23 protein-coding genes are annotated in these 26,907 nt (G+C 70.2%); 14 read left to right on the forward strand and 9 right to left on the reverse strand.

What is annotated here, in order from left to right; genetic code table 11:
• Nucleotides 1-314 precede the first annotated feature (314 nt).
• The 5 genes from ACX9TP_RS20060 to ACX9TP_RS20080 form a co-directional block, all read right to left on the reverse strand.
• Nucleotides 315-2,360: a transglutaminase TgpA family protein gene (locus tag ACX9TP_RS20060; protein ID WP_482981318.1), complete on the reverse strand. Its 2,046-nt coding sequence runs from the start codon at nucleotides 2,358-2,360 to the stop codon at nucleotides 315-317.
• A complete protein-coding gene (locus ACX9TP_RS20065; protein WP_482981319.1) occupies nucleotides 2,357-3,331 on the reverse strand; it encodes a DUF58 domain-containing protein in 975 nt (324 codons plus the stop codon). The genes ACX9TP_RS20060 and ACX9TP_RS20065 overlap by 4 nt, the downstream gene beginning before the upstream one ends.
• The gene (locus tag ACX9TP_RS20070; protein WP_482981320.1) at nucleotides 3,328-4,308 is read right to left on the reverse strand and encodes an AAA family ATPase; all 981 of its coding nucleotides are present in this window, start codon (nucleotides 4,306-4,308) and stop codon (nucleotides 3,328-3,330) included. Before ACX9TP_RS20070 ends, ACX9TP_RS20065 begins: the two co-directional genes overlap by 4 nt.
• A gap of 97 nt (nucleotides 4,309-4,405) precedes the next feature.
• Nucleotides 4,406-4,729, reverse strand: a complete 324-nt coding sequence (locus ACX9TP_RS20075) for an STAS domain-containing protein (RefSeq protein ID WP_482981321.1) — start codon at nucleotides 4,727-4,729, stop codon at nucleotides 4,406-4,408.
• A gap of 234 nt (nucleotides 4,730-4,963) precedes the next feature.
• A complete protein-coding gene (locus tag ACX9TP_RS20080; protein ID WP_482981322.1) occupies nucleotides 4,964-5,701 on the reverse strand; it encodes a lytic transglycosylase domain-containing protein in 738 nt (245 codons plus the stop codon).
• Between the two features lie 299 nt (nucleotides 5,702-6,000).
• Between ACX9TP_RS20080 and ACX9TP_RS20085 the strand changes: the two genes are divergently transcribed.
• The 14 genes from ACX9TP_RS20085 (at nucleotide 6,001) to cglE (ending at nucleotide 22,981) form a co-directional block, all read left to right on the forward strand.
• Nucleotides 6,001-6,165, forward strand: a complete 165-nt coding sequence (locus ACX9TP_RS20085) for a lmo0937 family membrane protein (protein WP_482981323.1) — start codon at nucleotides 6,001-6,003, stop codon at nucleotides 6,163-6,165.
• Nucleotides 6,162-6,728, forward strand: coding sequence for a hypothetical protein (locus ACX9TP_RS20090; protein WP_482981324.1), 567 nt, complete (start codon nucleotides 6,162-6,164; stop codon nucleotides 6,726-6,728). The genes ACX9TP_RS20085 and ACX9TP_RS20090 overlap by 4 nt, the downstream gene beginning before the upstream one ends.
• A 64-nt stretch (nucleotides 6,729-6,792) precedes the next feature.
• On the forward strand, nucleotides 6,793-7,920 hold the full coding sequence (locus tag ACX9TP_RS20095) for a HupE/UreJ family protein (RefSeq protein WP_482981325.1): 1,128 nt from the start codon (nucleotides 6,793-6,795) through the stop codon (nucleotides 7,918-7,920).
• A 58-nt stretch (nucleotides 7,921-7,978) separates the two neighbouring features.
• On the forward strand, nucleotides 7,979-8,452 hold the full coding sequence (locus ACX9TP_RS20100) for a hypothetical protein (RefSeq protein ID WP_482981326.1): 474 nt from the start codon (nucleotides 7,979-7,981) through the stop codon (nucleotides 8,450-8,452).
• 101 nt (nucleotides 8,453-8,553) lie between these two features.
• Entirely contained in the window at nucleotides 8,554-9,324 is a 771-nt protein-coding gene (locus tag ACX9TP_RS20105; protein ID WP_482981327.1) for a hypothetical protein, read from the forward strand.
• 144 nt (nucleotides 9,325-9,468) lie between these two features.
• Complete coding sequence (gene rplC / locus ACX9TP_RS20110; RefSeq protein ID WP_482981328.1) at nucleotides 9,469-10,140, forward strand: 50S ribosomal protein L3; 672 nt, start codon at nucleotides 9,469-9,471, stop codon at nucleotides 10,138-10,140.
• Nucleotides 10,141-10,541: 401 nt separating this feature from the next.
• On the forward strand, nucleotides 10,542-11,366 hold the full coding sequence (locus ACX9TP_RS20115) for an outer membrane beta-barrel domain-containing protein (RefSeq protein WP_482981329.1): 825 nt from the start codon (nucleotides 10,542-10,544) through the stop codon (nucleotides 11,364-11,366).
• 13 nt (nucleotides 11,367-11,379) lie between these two features.
• Complete coding sequence (locus ACX9TP_RS20120; RefSeq protein WP_482981330.1) at nucleotides 11,380-12,585, forward strand: outer membrane beta-barrel domain-containing protein; 1,206 nt, start codon at nucleotides 11,380-11,382, stop codon at nucleotides 12,583-12,585.
• Between the two features lie 23 nt (nucleotides 12,586-12,608).
• On the forward strand, nucleotides 12,609-14,156 hold the full coding sequence (locus tag ACX9TP_RS20125) for a tetratricopeptide repeat protein (protein WP_482981331.1): 1,548 nt from the start codon (nucleotides 12,609-12,611) through the stop codon (nucleotides 14,154-14,156).
• 251 nt (nucleotides 14,157-14,407) lie between these two features.
• The gene (locus ACX9TP_RS20130) at nucleotides 14,408-18,082 is read left to right on the forward strand and encodes a tetratricopeptide repeat protein (RefSeq protein WP_482981332.1); all 3,675 of its coding nucleotides are present in this window, start codon (nucleotides 14,408-14,410) and stop codon (nucleotides 18,080-18,082) included.
• Nucleotides 18,083-18,126: 44 nt separating this feature from the next.
• Entirely contained in the window at nucleotides 18,127-19,632 is a 1,506-nt protein-coding gene (locus ACX9TP_RS20135) for a tetratricopeptide repeat protein (RefSeq protein WP_482981333.1), read from the forward strand.
• A 185-nt stretch (nucleotides 19,633-19,817) separates the two neighbouring features.
• On the forward strand, nucleotides 19,818-20,105 hold the full coding sequence (locus ACX9TP_RS20140) for a hypothetical protein (protein WP_163989187.1): 288 nt from the start codon (nucleotides 19,818-19,820) through the stop codon (nucleotides 20,103-20,105).
• A 54-nt stretch (nucleotides 20,106-20,159) separates the two neighbouring features.
• On the forward strand, nucleotides 20,160-22,217 hold the full coding sequence (locus ACX9TP_RS20145; protein ID WP_482981334.1) for a TonB family protein: 2,058 nt from the start codon (nucleotides 20,160-20,162) through the stop codon (nucleotides 22,215-22,217).
• A gap of 161 nt (nucleotides 22,218-22,378) precedes the next feature.
• Nucleotides 22,379-22,981 (forward strand): adventurous gliding motility protein CglE, encoded by a 603-nt coding sequence (cglE, locus tag ACX9TP_RS20150; protein WP_482981335.1) that lies wholly within the window; start codon nucleotides 22,379-22,381, stop codon nucleotides 22,979-22,981.
• 4 nt (nucleotides 22,982-22,985) lie between these two features.
• Here cglE and ACX9TP_RS20155 read toward each other — a convergent pair whose 3' ends face one another.
• The 4 genes from ACX9TP_RS20155 to ACX9TP_RS20170 all read right to left on the reverse strand — a co-directional run bounded on the left by ACX9TP_RS20155 (nucleotide 22,986) and on the right by ACX9TP_RS20170 (nucleotide 26,733).
• Nucleotides 22,986-23,783: a DUF6544 family protein gene (locus ACX9TP_RS20155; protein ID WP_482981336.1), complete on the reverse strand. Its 798-nt coding sequence runs from the start codon at nucleotides 23,781-23,783 to the stop codon at nucleotides 22,986-22,988.
• A gap of 101 nt (nucleotides 23,784-23,884) precedes the next feature.
• On the reverse strand, nucleotides 23,885-24,841 hold the full coding sequence (locus tag ACX9TP_RS20160; RefSeq protein WP_482981337.1) for an SDR family oxidoreductase: 957 nt from the start codon (nucleotides 24,839-24,841) through the stop codon (nucleotides 23,885-23,887).
• Nucleotides 24,810-25,433, reverse strand: a complete 624-nt coding sequence (locus tag ACX9TP_RS20165) for an NAD(P)-dependent oxidoreductase (RefSeq protein WP_482981338.1) — start codon at nucleotides 25,431-25,433, stop codon at nucleotides 24,810-24,812. The genes ACX9TP_RS20160 and ACX9TP_RS20165 overlap by 32 nt, the downstream gene beginning before the upstream one ends.
• A gap of 223 nt (nucleotides 25,434-25,656) precedes the next feature.
• Nucleotides 25,657-26,733, reverse strand: coding sequence for a 2OG-Fe(II) oxygenase family protein (locus ACX9TP_RS20170; RefSeq protein WP_482981339.1), 1,077 nt, complete (start codon nucleotides 26,731-26,733; stop codon nucleotides 25,657-25,659).
• Between the last annotated feature and the right edge of the window lie 174 nt (nucleotides 26,734-26,907).

Raw genomic sequence — 26,907 nt, forward strand, 5'->3', positions numbered from 1 at the left:
GCGACCTCGGAAACGGAGCGGTAGGAAGTTCAGAAAGATGAGCAAGCGGCCTCCTACGTTCGGTCCGGACCTGTCTGCCCGGGCGACGCAAAAGGCGTAACGCTTCGCTCCGGTAATGACAGGTGCGTTTCCATGAGCGCGCTGGAACGACCGGAGAGCGGGCGGGAGGGCAGGAACCTCCACGCTCGCAAGGTCGGGCTCGGGAGGCGCGGGCGACGCGCCGGGCTTGGGAATCGCGGGCGATGCGCCGGGCTTGAGAGGCGCGAGCGATTGCGCCGAGCTCGGGAGTCGGGAGCGCGGGCGCCGCGCCGGGCTCAGGAAGCGCGGGCGCGGGGCGTGCGCACTTCCGCGGCGGCGCGGCGGGCGTCGGCGGCGATGGCGCGCTTGAGCGTGCCGAGGAGCTCCACCGACTCACCCTGGCGCAGCGGGCGGCCACCGAAGCGGGCCTCCAGGTAGCGGCGGGTGATGGGGCTCAGGGCAGGGGAGAGCGGGTGCTGCTCGCGGGCGAGCCGCGCGTCCAGCTCCTCCAGCGTCTCGCCCTCGTGGCGCTCCAGCCGGGCGGAGGTGAGCTGGGCCTCCACCGCGTCCACGAAGCGCGTGGCGTCATGCGGGCGCTCACGCTCGAGGAAGCGAGCCAGCCTGCGCCAGACGCCATACGCGATGGCGCCGGCCACGAGCGCGGTGGCCCAGGCCCGAAGTGGCGGCAGCCGGCTCGGCGTCGTGTCCTCGTCGGAGCCGCGGGGCGGGCGGACGAGCGCGCGTGCGAAGTCCAGCTGGTCCCTGAAGGAGTAGTCGACCACGGCGCTGCGCCAGCGCTCCTCCAGCGACTCGTAGAAGCTGAGCATGTCCTGGAGGAAGGCGGAGGCCTGGCTGGCGCGGTGGGCCGGCGGCGTCGCGTCCACGGTGACGAAGCCGCGCCCCGGCACCAGCACGTGCGACCAGGCGTGCGCGTCACCGGCGCGGACGACGTAGACGTCATTCACCCGCTCGCCGCCGAAGAAGCCCGTGGCCAGCCGCGCGCGGATGCCCTGCGTGCGCAGCATCAACGTGAGGGCGGTGGCGAAGTGCTCGCAGTGCCCCGCCTTGCGCTCGAAGAGGAAGTCCGCGAGCGGATCCTCCACATCCCCGCTCAGCTCCAGTGTGTACGAGTTCTCCCGCTGCAGCCACGCTGCCAGCTTCTGCGCGGCGGCCAGCGGCTCGCGCTCTCCATTGAGCACCCGCGCGGCCGTCTGCGCGACGCGCGGGTCGATGTTCTCCGGCAGGGTCAGCAGCGCGTCCTGCTCGTCGGCGGGGAGCTTCTGGAAGCTGTCACCGCTGCCGCCGGGAGGAAGGCTGTAGGCCTCGTAGCTGAAGGCGATGCCGGGGTCGAGCAGGCGCACCTCGCCGCCGCCCAGTTCCTGGATGCGGGCGCGCCGGCTGCCCGTCTGCGTGTGGGACGCCGCGTTGCCCAGCTTCGAGGGCGTCTCCAGGGCCACCAGCGTGCGGGCCCCGTACGCGGGGAGCAGCTCCACGCGCTGGTGGATGAGGCCCTCGCTGCCCGGCCGCAGCGTCACCATCCAGTCGCCGTTGTTCCGGGCGCCGCCCATGCTCGTCCATTCCTGCCCGTCGAAGACGTCGTAGGTGCGGCCCACCCAGTACGCGTCCAGGTTCTCCTTGTCCGGATCCGGGGCCAGGGTGGCGCGCAGGACGATGCGGGGGTTGCCCTTGATGGTGCCGGCGCCGCCCAGCCGCACGGTGTTGGAGAAGCCCGTGGTGGCCGCGCCCAGGCCCGGCGAAGCGCGCGGGCCCATCATGTTCCAGTTGAGGCGCGGGAAGAGGACGAAGAAGGCCACCGCGCCGGCCACCGCGAAGGTCAGCCCCGTCGCCAGCGGGCGCATCACCTGGCGCACCGGCACCGGCTCGCCCTCCGGCACCGCGGCCTCCACCACGCCCAGCGCCAGCGACATGCTGGACAGCACGCCGAAGGCCACCAGGCACAGGCCGTACACGAGCTCGCCGGACAGCGCCGCGCCGCCCGCCACCATCAACAGCCCGGACAGGTGGACCTGCCCGTCGGTGGCCGGGTCTGGCTTGGACAGCAGGCGGTGCGCGGAGATGAGGCCCGCGAAGGCGCACGCCGCCACCACCAGGTTGAGCGAGCCGGCCAGGACATTCATGCCCAGCACCACCGCCACCGCGAGCAGCAGCAGCGCGGTCAGCTTCTCCCGCCGGCCGAACAGGCGCCGCCCCATGAGCGCGCACACCAGCGCGAGCCCATAGAGCACGAGTGTCCACACCGGCAGCTGCCCGGACACGCCCATGGAGGCGAAGGCGGCCCCGGCGCCCAGGTCTCTCAGCCCCAGTCGCAGGCCCTGCCTCATGCCGCCGCCTCCTCGTCCTCGTGCGGGCCCTCGTGGCCCAGCCACGCCAGGGCCCGGAGCACGCGCCGCTCCTGCGCGCTGCCCGCGGCGGGGCGCACGCGGCCGTCCGCCGTCTCCAGCCCCACCTCGTGGCCCTCCTCGATGAGCCGGTGGGCCAGCGCGGCCACCTCCTCGCAGCGGCGCTCCAGCGCGTCGTCCTCGAGCCCGGCGTCCACCACCAGCACCCAGGTGCGCCGCTCCTCGCGCTCGCGCTCCACCCGCAGCAGCTTCCCCGCCGACGCGCTCTTGAGCCAGTGGATGCGGCGCGCGTCCTCGCCCTGCATCAGCTCGCGCAGGCCCGTCACGTCGCCGGTGCCGTCGTTGCGGCGCGGGTTGCCCGCGTCACCCACCGGCCCGCGCTCCGCTTCGCCCGGGTCCTGGCAGGCGTAGCCGCGCCGCGGGTAGACGAGCAGCGTGCCCTCCAGGGAGAACACGCGCGACTTGGCGAACAGGCCCAGCGGCCACGTCGTGGTGACGCGCACGCCCGTCAGCAGCACCGGGCCGCGGTGGGGCGCGGTGAGGTTGGCCCGCACCACGTGGTCCACGCCCGCGGGGAGGTAGCCCACGCCGCCCTCGCCCGTCAGCGGCGAGTCCGCCTCGCCCAGCGTGAGGGCGAAGCCGTGGCCGCGCTTCTTCGCAATCGCCCAGCGGAAGGCGAAGGGCTCCGCCGCGAAGGCCGCGTCGGCGCCCACGCGCCGCACGGACACGTCCCTCAGGCAGCGCTCGGACAGCACGCCGGACACCACCACCATGCTCAAGAGCAGGCCCAGCAGCAGGTAGAGGAGGTTGTTGCCGGTGTTGAGCGCGCCCAGGCCCACGCCGAACGTCACCACCAGGTACGTCCGGCCGATGCGCGTCACCTTCAGGGTGCGCGGCGGCCGGAGCCAGGAGCGGAGCCGGGCCCACCACTGCTTGCGCCGGCGCGGCTTCACCGGGGCGCCGGGACCTTCCGGGAGAGCTCCTCCAGGAGGTGCGCCGCCTCGTCTCGCGCCGTCACGCCCTGCACGGCGCTGCGCAAGAGCACGCGGTGCGCCCAGCAGGGCACCAGCAGCGCCCGCACGTCTCCCGGCGTCACGAAGTCCCGGGACTCCCACAGGGCCTGCGCCCGCGCCGCCGCGCCCAGGGCCAGCACCGCGCGCGTGGACGCGCCCCGCTCGATGTCCCCGTGCTGGCGCGTGGCCGTCGCCAGCCGCACCACGTAGTCCGCCACCGCGCCGTCCAGCTTCAGCTCCGCGGCCAGCGCGCGCAGGGACGCGACCTCGTCGGGGCCGGATACCACCTCCACCGCGTCCAGGGCCGGCGCGCCGGTGCGGGTGGCCAGCAGCCGGGACTCCACCTCGGGGGCGGGGTGGCCCAGCGACATGCGCACCATGAAGCGGTCCAGCTGCGAGTCCGGCAGCGGGTACGTGCCGGAGAAGTCCACCGGGTTCTGCGTGGCCACCACGGTGAAGGGCGCGGGCAGCGGGTACGTGGCGCCGTCCAGCGACACCTGTCCCTGGGCCATGGCCTCCAGCAGCGCGGACTGCGTGCGCGGGGGCGCGCGGTTCAGCTCATCCGCCAGCACCAGCTGACGGAAGAGGGGACCGGGACGGAACTGGAAGGTGGCCGACTGCGCGTGGAAGACCTGGGCGCCGAGGATGTCGGCCGGCATCAGGTCCGCGGTGAACTGGACGCGGGCGAAGCTCAGGCCACACGCCCGGGCCAGGGCCTCGGCGAGTGTCGTCTTGCCCACACCCGGTACGTCCTCCAGGAGGATGTGCCCCCCGGCCACCAGGGACGTCACGACGAGCTGGGCCTGGGCCTCCTTGCCCTGGACCGCGCGCCCCAGCTGGGTGGCGATCCGTTCCATCGCCGAGCGCGCGGAGGCAGGAGAAGGGACGGGGGACAGGACACGGGCAGGCTGGTTCATCTCCGGCCACTCTAGCCGACTCCCTCGCGGGCCGGCACACCCGGTTCGCGGCGCGCCCCTCGCGGGACGCCTGCCTGCTCACCGGGTGGGGGACTGCTCACGCCGAGAGGATGTCCTCCGGCGTGTAGTACGCGCGGCGCTGGGACTCACCCGTCCCCACGCCGAAGTAGCGGAACATCCGCTCGTGGTGGGTGGCCAGGCCGCGCAGCTGCACCGGCCGCTCCATCAGGTCGCGGGTCAGCACGCCCACCGCGCTGTCCTTGAACTCGCGCAGGTGCGTGAAGTCCAGGACGACCTCACGGCCGCTGAGCGAGCTCAGGGAGGTGCGCACCTCGTGCGCGGTCCTGCCGTCCAGGATGCCCTCCAGGCGAAGGGTGACCCGACCTGCAATCTCCTCACTGTGAATCTGTAGCCCCGCCATCGCTGTGCGCTCCCAAGTAGATGCTGTGTGCACGATGTGCCGTTGAGATGGGCACGGCGGTCGAGGGCGATTTCCGGACCCATCCAGGAGCCGGAACTTCCACGAGTGAGACAACCCGTGGAGTGCTCTCAACCGGGCGCACACACTGCACCCGGGCGGCCGGGAAGGTCAGCCCCCCCCTGGAAACTTTCACCGGATTGTCATGCAACGGGCGTCCAGCCTGTTGCCTGCCGGTCATCCCTTGCGGTCAACCGTTGTCTGCTGGTCGCGGAGGGTGAGCTGGCGCTCCTGCTGGGCCTTCAGCTTCCGGAACTCCTTCACGACCTTGGTCGGGTAGCCGGCCATGAACTTCTTGCGGACCTCCGGCTTCGCGAGGATGCGCCTGGCCAGCCCGGGGCCCGCGTTGTAGGCGACCAGCGCCTTCTCCACGGTGCCGAAGCGGGAGATGAGGTCCGCGAGGTAGGACGTGCCCAGCCGCACGTTCGTCTCCGCGTCGAAGAGGTTGCTGGAGCGGCCCAGCTTGTAGCCGCCCTTCTCCGCCAGGTACTTGCCGGTGTCCGGCATCACCTGCATCAGGCCCATGGCCCCCACGCCCGAGACGGCGTAGTTGTTGAAGCTGCTCTCGCAGCGGATGACCGCCACCACCAGCAGCGGGTCCACGTTGTTGGCCCGGGCCTCGCGGACGATGGCCACCGCCAGCCGCCGCTGCTGCCGCTCCGGCAGGCCGGAGGCCTTCACCATCTCCACCACGCCCAGCCGGTCGGCCTCGGCGTAGTCCGCCTCGTCCTCGTACGCCTGGAGCTTCGCCAGCGCCGCCTTCAGCTCGGCGTCACGCGCCGACAGCTGTGCGCGCAGCTCCACCACTTCCGGCGCCTCGCCCTGAGGCCCTTCCGGCACCTGCACCGGAAACGCGAACGCCTCGGTCCCCACCAGCCACGCCGCTGCCGCCATCGCCACCGTCCAGCCCCTCATCCCGCCCTCCCCGGCGCCCATGCCGCGCGCGCCCGCTGAACCTGCAACTCCAACAGACTTCCGATGCGACGGCGGCAAAGCAGGCGGCGTGCCATGCGCCCTTCACACTGCGTCCCTCCTTATGAGATCTCCACGCAAGGGCTGGAGGATCGCCCCGGACACCGGAAAAAATGCCCGGATGGGGTAGTGCTTTACCCAACGTGAGGCTGTGAAAAGGACTGGGTTGCCCGGTCCGGTACCCGTTCCTAGCTTTGCCGGCGCCAGGGTGTGGGCGTGGGAGGTGTGGCGTGTACTGGACGATGGGAATGATCCTGCTGGTGCTGTGGGGGCTCGGGATGACGGCGGGCTCCACCGAGGGCTACTGGGTCCACCTGCTGTTGTTGTTCTCCTTCGTGGCCTTCCTGCTGGCGGTGGTGTCCACCGGCCGGCGGACGCCGCGCGCGAGATGGACGGCGGATTCATGAGCGGCGCCGGGCCGGAAGTCACGGGCCTGGAGCTGCCCCGGGACACCGCCGGCTTCACGCGGCGCGAGTGCCCGGGCTGCCAGCGGCCCTTCAAGATGCGGCCGGGCCCCTTCGACGCGCGCGCGGTGCTGCACAAGCTGCAGGCCTTCTTCTCCTTCGAGAACGCGCACGAGGGAGAGGACGGGCTGCCGCTGTGGCGCTGCCCCTACTGCGGCACGCGCGCGGAGGCGGATTCCTTCCTTACGCCCGCGCAGCAGACGCACCTGGAGGGGGTGGCGCGCGCGTGGGCCAACCACGTGCGCTACGAGCAGCTGGCCCACGTGAATCGCACGCTGTCGCTCAACCCCCGGCCCACCTTCGTCGCGGTGACGCCCGAGGCGCTGCCCGGGCCCATGGACCCGGAGGCGGACGAGCTGCTGCGCACGCTGCCCATGCTGTGCTGCGGGGAGGACCTCAAGGTGCTGTGGGACTGGGACCAGCCCCTCTACTGCCCCTACTGCGGCACCCGGCACGGGGGGCTGAGCGGCCGCCAGCAGGTGCAGCTGCGCTTCATCCAGGAGTAGGCCCGGAGCAGGCGGCCAGCCGGTGATGGACTTGGAGCCGGCCGTGAAGGCAGGCTGCGGCGCCATGACGAGGGCCTCCTCCCGGTTGGTGCTCGCGGCCCTCCTGTTGGTCGCGGGCGCGGCCTCCGCGCACGACGCCGACATCCTCTATTCACAGGTGCGCCGCATCCCGGCGGGCTCCTCCGCTGAAGGGCCGCGGGACGAGCTCGCGGGCGAGCCTGTCGGCTCTGAGGTGCGCCAGGTGCTCACGATGACGGCGGGCACGCTCGGCCTGCTGCTGCCCGCCGACGCGGACGGGGACGGCACCGTGTCCCAGGCGGACCTGGACGCCCGCCGCGCCGCGCTCGAGGTGGGTGTGTGGGACGCGCTGCCGCTCACCGCGGGCGGGCGGCCCTGCACGCGCACCGCCCACGCCGCGCTGCTGCGCCAGACGTACGTGGAATTGACCGCCACCTTCACCTGCCCTCAGGGGCCGCTGCGCCAGACGTACACCGTGCTGTCGGTGCTGCCGGTGGGCTACCGGGTGATTCTCGGCAGCTCGCTGGATGGTGAAGTCCCGGGCGCGGTGTTCGCGGACGCCGCCCAGCCGAGCGTGGACATCCCCGGCCTCGCGGAGGGAGGCAGGGCCGGCGCGTCCGTCCGCGGCGTCTTCGGCTGGGTGGGGGAGGGCGTGCGCCACATCTTCGACGGGGTGGACCACCTCGCCTTCCTGCTCGCGGTGCTGCTGGTGGGCGGCGGGTGGAAGCGGGTGCTGCTGCTCGTGTCTTCGTTCACCGTCGCGCACTCCCTCACCCTGGGGGCCGTCGTGCTGGGCTGGGTGGGGCTGGACGGAGAGCGGGAGCGCTGGGTGGAGGCCGCCATCGCCCTCTCCATCATCTATGTCGCGGTGGAGAACCTCGTCCTGCGCGAGCACCGCCACCGCGCCCTCGTCACCTTCCTCTTCGGGCTGGTGCATGGCTTCGGCTTCGCGAGCGTGCTGAAGAACTACGGGCTGGGCGACTCGGTGGTGCCGGCACTGTTGGGCTTCAACCTCGGCGTGGAAGTGGGGCAGGCGGCGGTGGTGGCCGTGCTGCTCCCCGTGCTGCGCATGGTGCAGCGGCGGCCGGCGCTGTACCTCAAGACGGTGCGCGGAGTGTCGGTGTGCATCCTCGCTGCTGGTGGGTACTGGATGATCGAGCGGGCACTCGGTTGAATCCGGCGAAGGGCGTCCCTACGTTGCCGGCATAGAGGGTAGGGAACGGGGGACGTCAATGGGTGCGAGGCATACCCGGCTGGCCGCTGCGCTGGCCGCCGCATGGGAGGCGGAAGTCGTTTCCGCCCGGCGGATGACAGCGCTGGCGGAGCGCATTGGAGATGCGCGGGTCCGGGCACGGTTGATGGTGCTGGCCGCCTTCTGCCGGGCACACGCCTCGCGCCTGCTGGCCCGGCTGGCCGCGCTGGGCCGCGGGCCGCTGCCCGTCCCGCCCGAGGACATCGAGCTGGACGCGGACACCATCCTCGAGCTGCGCCGCGAGGGCTGCTTCGCCCGCGCGTCCGCCGCCCGCTACGAGACGACGGCCGAGCTGGCGCGCCAGCAGGCGGACCTGTCCTCCGCCTGGGTGTGCGAGCTCAACCGGACGGAGGAGCAGGACCGCGCCCGGGAGCTGCTCGCCCTGGCGGAAGGGGCCCTGGCCGCCGTCATGCACGGGCCGTCTTCCACCATGGACGCGTCTCCCGGTTCCTGATCCCGGTTGCTGAGGAGGGAGCCCCTGAAAAGGGCTCCGGATGTCCTCCCGGTTCGCTCTCCCGGTGACAGTCCCCGCGCGTTGGGCGTAGAAACCCGCCCATGGCGAAGGAGAGCTACAACGACCTCATCTTCCAGCTGGGCGACCTGGCGCGTGATCGCCTGCCCGGCAAGCCCACCTGCCCGCGCTCCATGGACCGCGTCTACCGCGCCGAAGAGGCCGTGGTGGCGCGCCGGGACGAACTGGCCGCGCTCGAGCAGGAGATGAACGACCTGGACGCCGCCTGGCAGGACTACCTGGCCCAGCAGGCCGAGGAGCGGAGCGGGCACCAGGTCGTCGTGAAGAAGTGGAAGAAGGCGGTGGACGCCATCGAGGGCAAGGTCAAGGACCTGCGCAAGACGCTGTCCACCCGCCGCGCCGAGCTGCGCTACGCCGTGGACGGCCTCCAGAAGCTCGAGAAGAAGATCAAGGACATGGAGCTGACGGGCACGGACCCGAGCAAGGTCGACGTCGCCCGCACCAACCTCAAGAAGAACCGGCTCGCGCAGATGCGCCTGGGCCGCGAGGTGGAGGACCTGGAGGTCCGCGTGTCCAACGCCCTCACCCCCGAGCCCGGCCAGCCCGGCTCCGCCGGCATCCTGGCGCACAAGCGCCTGCTGGAGATGGAGGACGAGGAGGAGGCGCGCAAGCTGGAGCACGACCACCAGATGGCGGAGCTCGACCAGGCAATCGCCGCGAAGGAGGAACAGGTGAAGGCCGCGGAGGATTACCTGGATCAATCGTTGTTCCTGCTCGGCGAAGACGTGTACGCTCGGCGCATCCCCGATGCGCAGCTCGCACCGTTCTACCCGCGGCTTGATCGCGCCCAGTGAGGCAACCCCTCGCCCGTAGTGCTTGACGTAGGGGGCGCGTCTGCTACATTGCGCCGCTTCCTGGCGACCGCGGGGACGCGAGCAGTCCAGGTCATTGATTTTATTGGGATTTTCCGCGCCACGCGCGCTGGCAGTGAGGACGACGTGAAGGGTCTGATTGGCAAGAAGGTCGGAATGACCCAGGTGTTCAACGATGAGGGCAACCTCGTCCCGGTCACCGTGATCGATGTGGGCACCTGCCAGGTCGTGGGCAAGCGCACCCCGGAGAAGGACCAGTACTCCGCGGTGACCATCGGCTTTGGTGAGATCCGCGAGAAGATTCTCAACCTCGCCGAGCGCGGCTTCTTCAAGAAGGCCAACGCTCCCTACCGCCGCCACCTGAAGGAGTTCCGTGTGACGCCGGAGGAGGCTGCCTCCTTCAACGTGGGCGACGCCGTCAAGGCGGACATGTTCGCCAAGGGCGAGCTGGTGGACGTCACCGGCGTCACCAAGGGCCGCGGCTTCTCCGGCGTCATGCGCCGCTGGAGCTTCAAGGGCTCGCAGACGAAGACGCACGGTACGCACGAGTACCAGCGTCACCCGGGCGCCATCGGTCAGCGTAAGACGCCTGGCCGTACCTACCCGAACAAGAAGATGCCGGGCCACTTCGGCGTGGAGCAGGTCACCACGCAGAACCTGACCGTCGTCGACGTGGACGTGGAGAAGGGCCTCCTCCTCGTGAAGGGCGCCGTCCCGGGCCACAACAACGCCGTCGTCTACGTCCGGCCGAGCATCAAGGTGGCCATGCGCGCGCAGCACAAGGCCGCTCGCGGCTAGCCGCACCGGGCGCCCTGAAGTCCAGGCGCTCCTGACGCCCCGCCTCCGGGCCCGCTTCGTCGGGCATCCGGGCGGGGCGTTCGCTTTGCGGGGCAGGGCCTGCCCCCCCCGAAGGCGACGTCACGGGTAGGTCCAGGTGTGCCCCCAGAGGCGCCCTGCCTGCCCGCTCTGCCACCGCCGAGTCACCGGGGCGCCCCGAAACGTTGACCGGTGGGCGCCCCAAGTCGGCATGGGTGAAAAGAATTCAGACTCCGCGCCATCGTGGCTTGTCGCTCGTGGAAGCCGTGTGCACATGGATGCGCCACGAAGGGGCCTGATCGTCGAGTGACGCAGGCGCCCGGGATGGGGGAGGCTTCGACCTCCCGCACACGGCGGCCCACCCCACGGGCCGGGCAGGAACCATGAACGCACGCACGCTCCGCGTCTTTGCTTCGTTGGCCATGTCGCTGGCGGCGCCCATCGCCGCGGCACAGGACGATGATGAGAAGGTCCTCGACAACGTTGTCGTCCGCAACCGGCTGTTCGAGCCCGGAGGACAGCTCGAGCTGTCGCTCGGCGTGGGCCTGCCGGTGCAGACGCACCTGACGGCGCACTACTTCTTCAACGCCGGTGTCGCCTACAACCTCTTCGACACCTTCGCGCTCGAGGCGCGCGCCGGCTACGCGGCCAGCCGCCACACCGGCCTGGCGCGCTCCATCTCCGAGAGCTTCCTGGACCGCCAGGACAAGAAGGTGACGGACGAGCTCGAGGACCTCTGGGAGATGAACCTCCACGGCGTGGCCGGCGTGAGGTGGGCGCCCATCTACGGCAAGCTCAGCCTGCTGTCCGACCTGCCCGCCCACTTCCAGGCGTACGTCTGGGCCGGCGGCGGCCTCGGCTCGTTCCAGCGCAACTCCGTCATCCAGTGCTCCCAGGTGGTGGACCGGGAGCTGGGCATCTGTGACGACCGCGCGGTGCCGGAGGACCGGGGCTCGGCCTCCAACGACTTCTGGGTGAAGGAGTCGCGCGTGGCCCCGGTGGTGTCCGCCGCGGTGGGCTTCCGCTTCTTCGTCCTCAACAAGCACGGCGTGCGGCTGGAGCTGCGCGACTGGGTGTTCCGCGACGCCTACCGCGTCAACCTGCTGCGCGACGACTGGGAGGCGGGACGCGAGACGGGTGAGCCCGCGTCCAGCCCTGGCTTCACGCACCTGGTGCAGTTCGACCTTGGCTACACCTTCTCCTTCTAGGTCCTGACTGACTATGCGACCCATCTTCTCCCTCGCGCTCCTCGTCGCCGCCCCGGCCCTCGCGCTCGCGCAGGCGAACGTGCCCGCGCCCGGCGCGGAGACGTCCGTGCCGCCGCCGCCCGTCCAGGCCCAGCCGAAGCCGGAGGCGCCCTCCGCGCCCGCGGACCGGCCCGAGCCCGTCGTGCCCCAGGAGTCCTCGGAGGCACCAGAGGTGGCTCCAGCGACGGACACCGCCGCCGAGGCCCCCGCGCCTGCCTCCCCGGAGGAGGCGCCCGTGGTGGCCGAGCCCACGCCGCCGGACGCGCCCGCCACGCCTGAGGACGCGCCCGTGCTGGCCGCCGAGGCCCCGCGCACCACCGAGGCCCAGCAGCAGCGCCTGGTGCACGGCGCGCCGCTCTACAACCCGAACGTGTCGGTGCACATCGTCCAGAAGAAGCGCTTCGCGGACGAGGGCCACCACGAGTTCGCGTTCTTCCCGGCCACGGTGCAGGTGAACGGCAAGTACACCAACCACGCCGGCTCGGCCCTCCAGTACATCTACCACCTGCAGGAGAACTTCGCGTTCCAGGTGATGGGCCAGTACAACTGGTACTCGAACGAGAGCGACTTCAACCTCGAGCTCATCGACAAGGTCCGCGAGCAGGCGCAGGCGGCCTCGTCGCTGCTCCTGGTGTGGGGCGCGCAGGCGGGCGTGGAGGTGACGCCGCTCTACGGCAAGTTCGCCTTTCTCAACGACTCGCTGGCGCAGTTCAGCGTGGTGCTCAGCGGCGGTGCGGGCGTGGGCGCCACGCGCCACCTCATCCGCCCGGAAGTGGCCAACGAGGTGGACGGGGAGACCTTCACGGTGCCCGCCCGCTTCGGTGACACCGGCACCAAGTTCCTCGGCTCGGTGGGCGGCGGCTTCCGCCTCCAGTTCGGTGAGAACTACGCGCTGCGCATGGAGGTGAGAGACCTCATCTACACCGCCCGCGTGGACAAGGTGGACGGCTGCAACCTGGCGGACTTCGAGGCGCTGGAGGCCGCGCGCGCGGGCAACCAGGACTTCGCCTCCCTGCAGCTCAGCGGCAGCTGCAATTACGAGAAGTTCGACGGCGTGGACCCGAAGACGAAGAAGAACTACCGCGAGGACATCATCCTGGGACGGGATCTGGTGGCCGAGCCGTCCTCGGACGTCCTCAACAACATCAGCTTCTACGCCGGCTTCTCCATCCTCTTCTGACGCACATGAAGGCCCCACTCGCCATGAAACGACTGCTCAGCCTCTTCGTCGTCCTGGCGCCGCTCGCGGTGCCCGCCCAGCAGGACGTGGGCGGCTACAACCGCGCGCTGGCCGCCTTCAACGCGGGCGACTTCGACACCGCCGCGCCGCTCTTCTTCCAGCTCTCCGAGGGCGCCGCCGACGCCGACGTGAAGGGCAAGTCGGAGTACTTCCTCGCGCAGTCGCTCGCGAAGAAGGGACTGCCCGTCTCCGCCTTCATCTCCTACGCGGCCATCGTCAACGCCGGGCCCTCGCACCCCTCGTACCTCAAGGCGGTGGAGGGGCTCGTCGACATGCAGCAGCAGCTGGACGAGCAGAACCTCATCCCCAGCATCCTCAACCAGGCGTACACCGACGAGGTGCGCGACCGGTGGGTGACGCTGCCCAAGGAGGTGCTCGCCCGCATCAACTACCTGGTGGGCACGGTGAGCCAGCGCAAGGGCCGCTTCGAGGAAGCACGCCAGCTCCTGGAGGCCGTCCCCAAGGACAGCCGCGTCTACGCCAAGGCGCGCTACCTGCTGGGCGTCGTCCTGTCGGACCCGCGCTTCCCCGGCCGCCCCGGTGAGGGGGACGCGCTGGACAAGGACGCCCTGTCCGCATTCAACGCGGTGCTGTCCGCGAAGGAGCCGCAGGTGGAGCTCAAGCCCACCCAGCACCTGGCGCTGCTCAGCCTGGGCCGGCTGCACTACCGCCGCGGCGAGCAGGCGGAGGCCACCGCCGCCTACGAGCGCGTGCCGCGCTACGCCCGCTACTGGGACCAGTCCCTCTTCGAGAATGGCTTCGCGCGCTTCCAGAACGAGGACTTCGGCGGCGCGCTGGGCAGCCTCCAGGCGCTCCACGCGCCCCAGTTCGAGGGCGCCTTCCAGCCCGAGTCGTGGATTCTCAAGGCGACCGTCTACTACTACTCCTGCCTCTACGACGAGGTGAAGACCACGCTGGCGGCCTTCGACGAGCTCTACGGCCCCATGCAGAAGCAGCTCGAGCCCTTCACCGGCGACGACGTGCAGCTGGTGCAGGCCTACAACCTGGTGGCCGCGGAGAACCGCCGGCTGCCGCGCCCGGTGTACCTGTGGCTGCGCAACAACGAGCGCATCCGCGAGGTGATGCGGATGCTGGACCAGGTGGACCAGGAGAAGCGCACGCTCAGCGGCGGCGGCTGGCGCGGCTCGCCCATGGCGGCCCAGACGATGGGCTCGCTGGAGGAGATTCGCGGCACGCTGCTCCAGGTCGGCGGCACCCTGGCCAAGAGCCGCATCCGCGAGGCCTCGGACAACCTGCGCACCTTCTCCGACCAGGCCGAAATCATCCGCGTGCAGACGGCGCTCGACGAGAAGGACCTGCTCCAGGCCGGTGTGGACCAGAAGACGCTGCTGACGCGCCAGTCGCTCTACCGGCCGAAGATGCCGGGCGCGAACTACAACTACTGGAAGTTCCAGGGCGAGTTCTGGATCGACGAGATTGGCTACTACCAGTACACGCTGAAGCGCGGCTGCCCGGCGAAGACGGCCGAATCCACGCAGCAGCAACAATAGACACACATGGGCCGCTGTCGCCCATGGTCGTACCCACGAGGGGGCCGCCTCCGCGCGCAGCTGGCGCCGGGGCCGCCCCCTTCGTCGTTGTCATGCACTGGAAGAAACCATTGCCAGACAGTGGGTTACGGACCGCAAGAGTCGTTCCACGCCACTTCTCATTCTGGGAGGGCGCGTCTACTTTCCGTCGTCCCTCGTCAATGGGTGTCTGATCGCCCGGTTGCCGGGTCGGCTTCACGGCAGGAGCTCGCATGAAGGTGGTTCTTCGTTTCGGTGCGCTGGCGGTAGGTGTCGCGCTCGCCACCGGTGGGGTGGGAGAGGCGGCGGAGTCGCCGGCGCGCAAGGCGGTGAAGAAGCCCGCCTCGTCGTCGGCGTCGAAGACCCCGGGTGCTCGGGAGAAGGCCAAGGCGTCCGACAAGAAGGCGCAGGCCGCGAAGCAGGAGGAGGCGAAGGCCCCTCCGCCCGGCGTGGCGCCGGAGGACGTGCGCCAGGGCCCCGCGCGGGTGAAGCCCGCCACGGCGAAGTTCGCGGACGTGCCGCGCATCGCGGACTCGAAGAAGGACGCGCTCGCGGACAAGAAGCGCGACGAGGCGATTGAGGCCCTCAAGCGCCTCGTCTCCAAGCTGCATGACGACAACGTGCAGAAGGCGGAGATGCTCAGCCGCCTGTCGGAGCTCTACTGGGAGAAGTCCCAGTACCTCTACCGCCTGGAGATGGACCGCTTCCTCGCGGCGGAGAAGCAGTACGACGCCGCCGTGGCGCGGGGCGAGAAGGCCGCGGAGCCGAAGCAGGACCACAAGGAGAGCGAGCGCTACCGCGCGGAGACGATGGCCATCTACGAGGACATCCTCCGCGCGTACCCGAAGTACCCCCAGCGCGACGAGATCCTCTTCTCCATGGGCTACAACCTCTACGAGCTCGGCCGCCGCGACGCCGCCGTGGCCCGCTACGAGGAGCTCATCAAGGACTTCCCGAAGTCGGAGTTCGTGCCGGACGCGTACATCCAGCTCGGCAACCACTACTTCGAGAACAACAAGCTCATCCCCGCCAAGCAGAACTACGAGAAGGCGCGCGACTCCGGCGTTCCGAAGATCTACGCGTACGCCATCTACAAGCTGTCCTGGTGTGACTACAACACCGGTGACTACGCGGAGGGCCTGAAGAAGCTCCACGAGGTGGTGGACTACTCCGCGAAGAAGGAGGAGCTGGGCGACCTGCGCACCGAGGCGCTCAACGACCTCACCGTCTTCTACGTGCAGATGGACCAGCCGAAGGAGGCCATCGCCTACTTCAAGGAGAAGGCCCCCGCGAAGCGGCAGGGCCGGCTCATCGCCAAGACGGCCGCGGGCCTGGTGGACGCGGGCCACTTCGACAGCGCCATCCTCACCTACCGCACGCTCGTGGACGACGAGCCCATGGGCGCCAACGCCCCCGAGTACCAGCAGGCCATCGTCCGCGCCTACGAGGGACTCCGCCAGCGCCAGCAGGTCCGCAAGGAGATGAAGCGGATGGTGGACCTCTACAGCCCGGGTGGCGAGTGGTGGACCTCCAACGAGAAGCAGGCCAACGTCCTGCGCAACGCCTTCAACGTCACCGAAGAGGCCATGCGCGTCATGGTGACGGAGTACCACCAGGAGGCGCAGAAGACGCGCCAGGTGGAGACCTACCGGCTCGCGCGCGACATCTACAAGCAGTACGTGGACGCGTTCGCTTCCAACTCCAACCCGGAGTTCGTCGCCGACTCGGCCTTCAACATCCGCTTCTTCTACGCGGAAATCCTCTGGGCCCTGGAAGAGTGGCAGGCCGCCGCCGCCGAGTACGACGCGGTGGTGGCGTTCAAGATTCCGGACCGCGACTCCGCGCGCGAGGTCTCCAACGAGACCTACCGCAAGGGCGCCGCGTACAACGCCATCCTCGCCTACGACAAGCTGGTCAAGATCGAGCGCGGCCAGCTGGCCAAGAGCGACCTCAAGGACGGCCAGAAGGTCGACGAGAAGAAGGACAAGGGCGACGTCGCGAAGCAGAAGATCGTCAAGCGTGACGCGAAGGAGCGCGAGGAGGAGAAGCTCACGAAGTTCGAGGAGCGCCTCGTCTCCGCGTGCGACATCTACGTGAAGCTGTACCCGGACACGCAGGACGAAATCGACCTGCGCTACCAGGCGGCCGTCATCCTCTACGACCGCAGCCACTTCGTGGACGCGGCCCGGCGCTTCGGCGAAATCATCGAGAAGTACCCCGAGGAGCGGCGCTCGCGTGACGCGGCGGACCTCACCATGTACGTGCTCGAGAGCCGCGAGGAGTGGCTGGAGCTGAGCACGCTGTCGCGGAAGTTCCTCGCCAACAAGCGGCTGTCCAAGCCCGGCACGGACTTCGCCACCCGCGTGTCCCGCGTGGTGGAGGGCAGCCACTACAAGTGGGTGGACGAGATCGTCTACAAGAAGGAGAAGAACCCGAAGAAGGCCGCCGAGGAGTTCCTCAAGTTCGTCGCCGAGTTCCCCAAGTCGGAGAACGCCGACCGCGCGCTCACCTATGTGATGGTGATTGCGCAGGAGGCGGGCGAAATCGACAAGGGCATCGAAGCGGGTGAGCGCTTCCTCAAGGAGTACCCGCGCAGCAACTTCGAGCTGAAGGCGCGCTACTCGCTGGCCGGCCTCTACGAGAAGGTGGCCGAGTACCGCAAGGCCGCCACCATGGCCGAGTCCTTCATCACCGAGTACGACGCCGCCATGAAGGCGCGGGACGCCGAGTCGAAGAAGGCGAAGGAGCGCAAGGCCACGGCGAAGAAGGACGACGCGCCGGGCGCCGTGGAGGACGCGGACTCCAAGCGCGCGCAGCGCGCCGCCGAGCGCAAGGCGCTGGTGGACGAGGCCGGGACGTGGGTGGCGGACGCGCAGTTCAACGCCGGCGTCTGGTGGGAGGGCGCGGGCGAGCCGCAGAAGGCCGTGTCCGCCTACAACGCCTACGTCACGCGCTTCAAGGACCGCAAGGACGTGCCGCAGGTGGCCTACGCCATCGCCAACGTGTGGCAGAAGGAGAAGAAGTGGAGCGAGGCGGCGAAGGCCTTCGGCTCCTTCGCGGAAGCCTACGGCCGTGACTCTCGCGCCGCCGCGCCGCAGCTGTACCTGGCGCGCTACCACGAGCTGCTCGCATACCAGCAGCTGAAGAACGTGCGGGAGCAGGAGCGCGTGCAGGGGGAGCTGGTGCGCTCCTGGAACCGGCTGCCCGAGGCCGCGCGCAAGGACGTGGCGGTGCTCAACGCCTACGGCCACGCGCGCTTCCTGGCGCTGGAGCCGGCGTGGAAGCGCTACACGGACATCAAGTTCTCGCGGGTGACCACCATCCGCAGGGACCTCACCGCCAAGCAGAAGGAAATCCAGCGCCTGGAGAAGGAGTACCTCGCGGTGCTCGCCACGGGCTCGGCGGACTGGGGCATCGCGGCGCTCACGCGCATCGGACTGGCCTACGCGGACTTCGCGAAGAACATCATGGACTCGCCGGACCCGCAGGGGCTCGACGAGGACCAGCTCGCCATGTACCGCGGGGAGCTGGAGAACCTGGCGCTGCCGCTGGAGGACAAGGCCACCGAGGCGCTGGAGAAGGCGCTCGACAAGGCCTACGAGCTGGGCGTCTACAACCAGTGGACGCTGGCCGCGCAGGACCAGGTGAACCGCTACCGCCCCGGCGCGTACGCGCAGGTGCGGCCGGTGGAGTACCGCGCCAGTGACTCCATGGTTCGCGCCGACCTGGCCCGTGCGCCGGACGGCACGGCCGAGGCCTCCGTGACGCCCGCTCCGGCGGCCACGGAGCCCGGGAAGCCCGAGCAGCCGGCGGGCCAGGCCGCGCCCGCGGACCCGGCCCAGCAGGCGCCCTCCACGCAGGAGAAGGCGCCCGCGCCCACCGCTTCGGTCGGGGAGGTGCTGCCGTGAGCCCCCGCTTCAACTTCTTTCATGCAGGGACAGGGAAGACGCAGATGAAATGGTTCCGCTCGTTCCTCGCCGGCTCGCTGGCCTTCACCGCCGCGTGCGCGTCGGGGCCCCAGACGAAGCCCTCCGTGCTTCCGGAGACGCCGGCCCCCTCGGCGGCGTCCGCCCAGAAGCCCGAGCAGGCCACGCCCGCACCGCAGCCGGCGCAGGCGCCCGCACCGAAGGACGGCACCTCCACGGAGCTGTTCGCCGCGGCGCTCCAGGCCTACGAGGCGGGTGACCTCGACGGCGCGCGCCAGGGCTTCGAGAAGACGCTCTCCAAGGACCCGCGCAGCCTCAACGCGCAGTTCAACCTGGGCGTCATCGCCGAGCGCCAGGGCCGCGTGGACGACGCGCGGGTGGCCTACGAGAAGGTGCTCCTCCTGGACCCGGGCCACGTGCCGTCCGCCGTCAACCTGTCGGTGCTGCACCGCAACCAGGGCCACTCCGACGAGGCGATTGCGCTGCTCGAAAAGGCGCTGAAGCAGCCGGGCCGCGAGTTCGACGCCTCGCTGCTCAACAGCCTGTCCATTACCTACCGCGTGGCGGGGAAGCTGAACGAGTCCGAGGCCGCCGCCCGCCGCGTGCTGGTGCGCAGCAAGGACAACCCGGAGGCGTACAAGAACCTGGCGCAGGTGGCCTATGCGCGCGGCCAGTTCCGGCTCGCGGAGCTGCTGGCCGGCACCGCCATCAAGCACGCGGAGAAGGACCCGGCCCTCTACAACCTGCTCGGGATGATCTCCCTGAAGCTGGACGACCGCCCGCGCGCGCTCGCCCAGTTCCAGAAGGCGGTGTCGCTCGACGAGAAGTTCGCTCCGGGCTACCTCAACCTCGGCGCCATGGCGCTGAGCTACCGCGACTACACGGGCGCCGAGCGCTCCTTCACCAAGGTGACGGAGCTCGAGCCCGACTCCGCGGAGGCGCGCCTCTACCTCGCGTGGGCGCTGGACGGACAGAAGGGGAAGGACCCGAAGAAGGGCCTGGCCGCCGGTGAGACGTTCGAGAAGGTGCTCACCTCGCGCGCGGACCTGCCGGAGGCGGTGTGCGGCGCGGGCTGGGCGTATGCCTCGGACCGCGCGGGCTGGGAGAAGGCCATCGCCTTCCTCGACCGCTGCAAGGGCCTGCAGTCCACGACGGACCAGGACCGTCAAATCATCACCGCCAAGGTGCAGGGCCTGCAGAACATGCTCAAGGCCCCGCCTCCCGAGGCGCCCGCCGCGGCCGGGGCCGAGGGTGAGAAGAAGAACGAGGCCACCGGCGGCGGTGGCTCCCTGCTCAACCAGCTGCCCCAGGAGCAGGGCGAGGCGCCTGCTGAAGGCGCCGCTCCCGCCGAGGGCGAGCCGTCCGCCGAGGGCGCGGCTCCCACGGGGGACGGTGCGTCACCGTCCGGTGACACGGCCGCGCCCGCGCAGGATGCGGCCCAGGGCGCCCAGGCGCCCGCCAGTGGGGCCACCACCGGTGCCCCCGCGAAGGACGCGGCCCAGGGCGCTCCTGCGCCCACGCAGGCGCCGTAGCGGACGGCAGTTGTGACGGTCAGGAGGTGGAAGTTTTTTCCACCTGCCGGGCCGCCACATGGCAGGCGGCAGGCAAGTTCCATAGGATTCAGGGACTTGGGTTTGGATCGCGCTGTGCAATGGACCCGCGGGAACCTGTTGGAAGACCCGCTGTCTCACCCGATGGAGTGATTTGGAGGATGGGTATGAGGCGACTGGCATCGGTGGCGGTGGTGATGGGGCTGTGGGTGGCGCCGGCAGTGGCGGTGGCGCAGGACAACTCGAAGGACACGGTGAAGGTCATCCAGGAGGAGGACCGCACCGTCTTCCGCAAGAAGACGGTGATCGACTTCACCGATGTCGCGGTGGAGGGCGAGCTGACGAAGCCGGAAGGCTCGTACGTGCTCCACCGCAAGAAGTCGGACTTCCAGAGCCTCATCAAGGTCCGGGAGAACTTCGATCCGGAGTTGCAGAAGTCAGTCGATAACCTCTAGGGCGGCGGCGGTCGTTCCGAATTCGGGAGCGGAAGGGAAGAAGGAAGAATCCTCATGGCGGCGGCGAAGAACAACGGCTTGACGCTTCGAATCACCGGGCCTGATGGCTCCACGGTCGAGGCCGTGTCTGAAGCGGAGAGCGTCATTGTGGGGTCGGGCGCCCAAGCGGCGGTGAAGATTCAGGATCCGCGGGTATCCAACCTCCATGTGATGCTCAAGGTGGACAAGGATGGCTCTGTCACGGCCATCGACCTCGGCAGCGAGAGCGGAACGGAGGTGAGGGGCCAGCGGCTGGTCCTCCCCACCGCGCTCACGCCCGGGGATGTCCTGAAGGTGGGTGGCACCCGGGTGGAGGTGCTCTTCGGAGCAGCCGAGCCCGTACGCAGTGCACCCGCGGGCGCGAAGGTGGCGGGACCTGTCTTCCAGGGCTCGTACACACAGCGTGCCCCGGTAGCGGCGGCGGCGGTGCCGGAGGTGGTGACGCCACCCTCGGCGCAGCACCCGCCGCGAATGCCGGTGCCGATGCCGGTCTCCGGCAACCGCGTGGAGGCGTCCTCGGGTGGTGTCTCCGTGCGCACGGAGCGGCCGGTGACGCCGGTGGTGCCCCCCGTGGCGCCTCCGGTGGCGAACAGGGTGGGCCCGGCGGCCCAGCAGGCCCGGACGGTGACTCCGGCGGCCACGGCGAAGGTGAAGCCGTCGCTGCCGCCGCACCTCCAGGAGCCCCTGCCTCCCGAGGCCATGCCGGCCCCCGAGGCGAAGGTGCTCCAGGTGGCCATGCTCTGGGGCGACCAGATGCTGGAGGTCCACCACTTCAAGGACGGCGTCCCCGTCACCATCGGCGAGGGGAAGAAGAACTTCTTCCACGTCTTCGAGCCGTCGGTGGGCCAGCGCCACGTGCTGGCGGTGAGCCGCGGCGACAAGCTGGAGGTGCGTGCCCCCGCGGGCGCGGGCCTCATCGTCACCAACCAGGGCGACGTGCGCTCCAAGGACGCGCTGCGCGCGGCGGGCGCGCTCACCGGCGCGGCGGCCCAGGAGCAGGTGCTCGCGCTCGGGCTGCATGACCGGGTGGAGGTGTCGCTCGGCACGGTGTCCTTCGTCGCCCGCTACGTGCGGCCGGCGCCGGGCATCGCGGCCGTCTCGCTGGCCGAGGCGGACTTCACCTTCTTCAAGATTGCCAGCATCTGCCTGCTGGCGGGCCTGGCCGTCGTGCTCGCGATGACGCTCACGCCGCGTGCGGAGCACCCGGAGACGTCGGACATCTTCCAGGACCAGCAGCGCGTCGCGAAGTTCCTCATCACCCCGGAGAAGAAGCTCGAGCAGAAGAAGCTCCAGCTCACGGGCGTGGAGGAGGGCGCGAAGGCGAAGGACGAAGAGGGCAAGTTCGGCAAGGAGGAGGCGAAGCAGGCGGAGGCCGCTCCTTCCAAGCCGGGCACGCCGGTGGTGGACAAGAACAAGAAGGAGAAGGACCGCCAGGTGGTGGGCAAGGTCGGCCTGCTGGGCGCGTTCAAGGGGCTGAAGGGCGGGGCCTCGGACGTGTTCGGCCCCGGCGGCTTCGGCACCGGCCTCAACAACGCGCTGGGCGGCCTCAAGGGCGGCGCGGCCATGGGTGACGCGCAGGGCGTCGGTGGTCTCGGCTCTCGCGGCACGGGCACCGGCGGTGGCGGCACGGCGCTGGGCATCGGTGGCCTCGGCACGCAGGGCACCGGTCGCGGCGCGGGTGGCTCGGGTGGTATCGACCTGGGCGGCCGCGGCAAGTCCATCACCAAGGTCATCCCCGGCAAGACGACGGTGGTCGGCGGTCTCGACAAGGACGTCATCGCCAAGGTCATCCGGCGCCACCAGGGGGAGATCAAGTACTGCTACGAGTCCGAGCTGAACAAGGACCCGAGCCTCGCCGGCAAGGTGGCGGTGGCCTTCACCATCGACCCCACGGGCGCGGTGTCGGACGCCAACGTCAGCGAGACGACGCTGAACAACGCCAAGGCGGAGCAGTGCATGATCTCCCGCATCCGCCGCTGGAAGTTCCCGGAGCCCAAGGGCGGCGGCGTGGTGTCGGTGACGTACCCCTGGCTCTTCTCGCCCGCCGGCGGCGGCGAGGGTGGCGAGGGGTAGTCCCGAGCACTGGCCCAGCAGCGTAGATGTTCTCTAGTGGCGTGGACGAAGCGGTCCACGCCACTTTCATTTCCGCCCCTCGTTGCCGGAATGCGGGGGGCATCATTAACGTCCAGCGCCGCTCCCGGGATGCACTGGGGGCACGCGTGTGGGGAGGATTCGTGAAGAAGTCCCAGCTGATCGCCGCGCTTGCGCTGCTGTCGTCTCCGGCCCTGGCGGCCACGCCTCCGGAAGGGGTGGAGTTCCAGCCGCGCCGCGGCTTCTTCACCGAGACGGACATCGGCGTGTTCTTCACCCTGGGCGGGGAGAACGTCTATTCGAACGCGCAGACGTACCTGCAGCTCGGGCTGGGGTACGACCTGACGGAGAAGCTGTCGCTGGGGGCGCACTTCGGCCTCGGCTCGTCCGCGCAGAACTGCTTCGCGGGCTACCTGCCGGGCACGGAGACGTGCGCGCTCTCCGACAACTTCACGATGACGTTCCTGGACCTCTCGGCGGCGTACCACGTGAGGGTGATGGACCGGCTGTACCTGACGCCGAAGGTGTTGGCGGGCTACACCCGGTTGGACCCGGCTCCGGTGGACCCCGAAGCAGGAGACCCGGGCCGCGCCCTGAGCGCGCCGAACGCGGGCCTGGGCTTCGGCGTCGAGTACGCCACGGGCATGGACCACTTCTCCGTGGGCGCGGACCTGCTGGCCCGCTACGTCATCGGGCCCAACATCACCGCGTTCTCCATCTTCCCGAAGGTGAAGTACACGTTCTGAAGCCTCAGAAGGGCCGCAGCGAGTCGATGGTGGCGCGGAAGAACTCGCCCTCGGCTTCGAAGCGCGGCCCGCCGAAGAACCAGCCCGCGCGCATCCTGCGCGGCACGGTGAGCCCCGAGAGGGTGTGCTCCTCCAGTATCTCGCAGCCGAATGGGTGGAGCCCGGCGGCGTCTCCCGGGCGAGGGGCGCCCCAGCGAAGGAAGCTCACGCTCCGCAGGGCGCCGCCGTCACCCAGCTCCAGCCGGATGTCGAAGGGCTCCTGGTCGACGGTGAAGTGGGCCACGGCGGTGCGGTGCCCCTCGGCGGACCATGTCACGTGCGGGCCCACGAGCCAGGTGGGCACCATGGCGACGGCCTCGCCGGCCAGCCGGCCGCGCGCGGAGCGGGCGATGTCCGGCCCGTCGCCGCGCACCACCGGCACCAGCCCGAGCAGCTTCCAGCGCATCTCTCCGCGCCCGTCGGCATAGAGGTCATGGCCGACGATGGGCAGGCCCATCATCCGCGCGCGGGCCTTCCACAGCATGCCGTGGCTGGGAGCGTGGACCTGGGTGGCCTCGAAGGGGCACCAGCGCCCGCCCACCTTGAGGGTGCCGTGCATGGTGAGCCGCGCCGTGCGCCACAAGGGCGTGCCGATGGCAATCGCATGGGCGAGCCAGTCCCGGGCCGGCGGCGGGAGTCCGTCCAGCATCTCGGGCCGGAAGCTGTCGCGCGGTGGCGTGTCCGCCAGGCGCCGCGCTACGTCGTCCTCATCGCGCGACAGCGCTGGGGCAGGGACGAGGCGTTCAGTGAGGGTGGCGGTCATCGGGCGTCCTTCACGTTCGGTTCGGGGGCGGCGACGCGAGGCAGGAGGGTGGTGGTCATCGAGGCTCCTTCGCGTGCATGAGGAGCCATTCATCAGGCTGCCTATGCATGGGAGCCTGTCGCCGGGTCTCTGCCCGGTCCCGGCGCGGTGCTCCAGAGCGAGACATGGTCGTGCACGTAGTCGCGCACCGTGCGCCCGGGGCGCCCGAGCAACCGGGTGAGCGTCGGGTCCACCCGCGCGGCCTGGCCGGAGCGCAGTCCCGCATGGAGCACCGTCTGGATCAGCACCTGTGAGGCCGGCAGCCCTCGCCGTGCGAGGTGCAGCAGGTAGCCGGGGATGCTGGCGGACTGATACCGCACGTGGATGCCGGTCGCCTCCGTGAGCGTCTCGGCGACCTCGAGGAAGGTGAAGTGCTCCGGGCCCGTGAGGGTATAGGCCCGGCCCGCATGGGCCCGTGGCGCGGCGAATACACGTGCCGCCACCTCGGCCACATCGCGCACGTCGACGAACGCGACGCTGCCACTGCCCGCCGGGACGTAGATGCGCCCGTCCTCGATGATGTCTCGCCGGTACGCGTTCCCCAGGTTCTGCGCGAAGAAGCCGGGCCGCAGCAGCGTCCAGCCCGTCCGCGCCTGCTCCAGGTGCCGCTCCACGGCGTGATGGGGGAGGAGCTTGTTCGTATCCGCGCCCACCACCGAGAGGAAGACGATGTGCCGGATGCCACCCGCCACGGCCATGTCCACCAGGCGGTTGAGCGTGGACTTCACGTCGGAGAGCGCTGGAGGACGCAGCAGGAACAGCGCATCGCAGCCCTCCAGCGCGGGCTGGAACGTGCGCGCGTCCAGGAAGTCCAGCGCGACGACATCCGCCTCGGGACCGAGCACCGCGCGAGCACGCTCCACCGAGCGGTCCGCCGCCCGCGCCGGGATTGCCCGCGACGCAAGCGCCCGCAGCACCTCGCGCCCCACGGTGCCGAGCGCTCCGGTGACGAGGACCCTGGAGCAGGGACGGCCCGCGTCGTGCTGCTCACCGGGCGATGAAGGGAGCCTGTCGTCCATGGCGGTGCTCCTGGAGCTCCTTGAGGATGAAGTCCGCGACGTCCGCGCGGGCCACGAAGGCTCCCGGCGGGGTCAAGGTGCTCACCCGGTATCTGCCAGTCTTCGGCCCCTGGGTCAGCTGGGAGGGGCGCACCGCTGTCCAGTCCAGGTTGCTGGCGCGCAGGGCATCCAGCTCGCGCTGTTTGTCCGCGACAATCCTCCCTCCCAACAGTCGGCCCACCCGGGTGGCCAGCCGCCCGACGAAGTCCTTCGCGTCGCCCGGCACGTCCACGTGCGAGCCCGAGACGTAGACGTAGCGACGGGGACCCTCGGCCTCCAGGACCTCGCGAACGACGCCGCTGACATGGCTGCACGCCTCCGGGTCGTCGCGGCCCGGGCCCACCGCGCTCACCACCGCGTCCGTGCCACGCACCAGCTCGCGGACGTGCGCGGCGTCCTCCGCGTCTCCTGTCAGCACGGTGAGCCGGGGATGGGACTCGCTGAAGGCCTCGGGCTTGCGTACGAGGACTCGCACCTCATGGCCCGCGGCGAGCGCCTGGGAGACCAGTTGACGCCCCGTTCGACCGCTCGCTCCCAGCACCGCGATTCGCATGCACGCCTCCTGGCGTCGCGCGATTGCACGAGGCGCGCCGGCCCTCCGTGCCGGGACACCCGTGGAGCAGGGCACACGCGCGGACGCAGGACTTGCGCGTGAGGCGGGCCGCTCGCGCAAGTCCTTCATGCGGGGGCTCACCACGCAAGGGCACGACGACGCCTTTGCACCGGTTCAGAGGATGCGACTGCCTCCCGCGCGGAGCCGTCGCGAGGCGCTCCTGCTACGCCACGGCGCGACGGCGCACCCGCATCGGCGCGGAGGACGCCACGGCTTCCTCCCTCAGCCAGGCGAGCGTCGTCAGACGGTTCTCGTCGAGGATGCGCCGCGTGGTGACGCGGTCCGGATAGCACCGCATGAACATGTTCGTGAAGTGCGTGCCGTAGTGGATGAACTCCCCGCTCGGAGGCCCCAGCAGCGGCCGGACGCACGTGTTGAAGGCGGGCTCGTGGAAGTACGCCATCGAGTAGCGCTCCCGCGTGTTGAGCCGGACCTTGTGCGGTGTGGAGAGCAGCTGGCCGTGCGTCATGAATTGCAGGATGTCACCGGGGAACACGGTGAGCACCTTCGGCACGGGCTTGACGAAGCTCCACGGCTCCTCATTCTCATACATGCCGGCGGAGCTCTCGGAGGACAGCCAGTTCCGGTTCCGCTGCTCGCCCTCCACCGGCGGACGGACCCACAGCCCGCCCACGTCATCCTGCGCGGCGATGACCAGCAGGCCGTAGTCGGTATGGGCGCCAATGCCTCGCGCCGGCCTCGATGACAGGGCAGGGAAGCGCAGCACGCGCATGTGGTGCCAGCCGTCGCGCGTCAGCCGCGTCAGCGCGTCGATTTCCAGCCCCAGCCCCAGCGCAGTGAGCTCCAGCAGTCGCTCTCCGACGGAGCCCAGCTCGTCGGTGAAGGCCTTCATGCTCAGGCGATAGTCCTCGTCGGGCCAGGGCGCGGGGCCGTGGCACGGCCACCGACCGTGCACGCGCGCGTCTTCCAGCGACACGTCCTTGCAGACGGTGAAGATCTCCGAGGCGTCGGCCTCGCCGGCCGTGACTTCCTCACCGGAGGCGATGTAGCCGCTATAGGTCAAATCACTGATGCACCGGGCCTTGGCTGACAATGGCATCCGGAAGAAACGGCGGCTCGCCTCGAACGCGCGCCCGGTCTTCCCGTCCTGCTCGGCGCTCATCGCGACCTGGAAGATGCCGTCGCGCTTCCACGCGCGAATCATCCGACCCGCCAATTCCATATCAGCGGGCTGCCCGGAGACGGAGTCGGGCAGGGAAAACGTCTGCAAATCACTCATGGAGGGGGCTCTCGACTGCCGATGCGGGCCGGGGGTAGCCCGTCAGAGCGGCGCGCCTGGATGGCCTCCGATGAAGCAGTCGAGCCCGAAATAATCGTGACGGAGGAATAAACAGCCAGACTGTCTAGAACCTAAAACTCTGGGCGAACAGGCGTCAACCTGCCCGCCGGGGAG

It is taken from the genome of Pyxidicoccus sp. M15 (genome assembly GCF_056858435.1).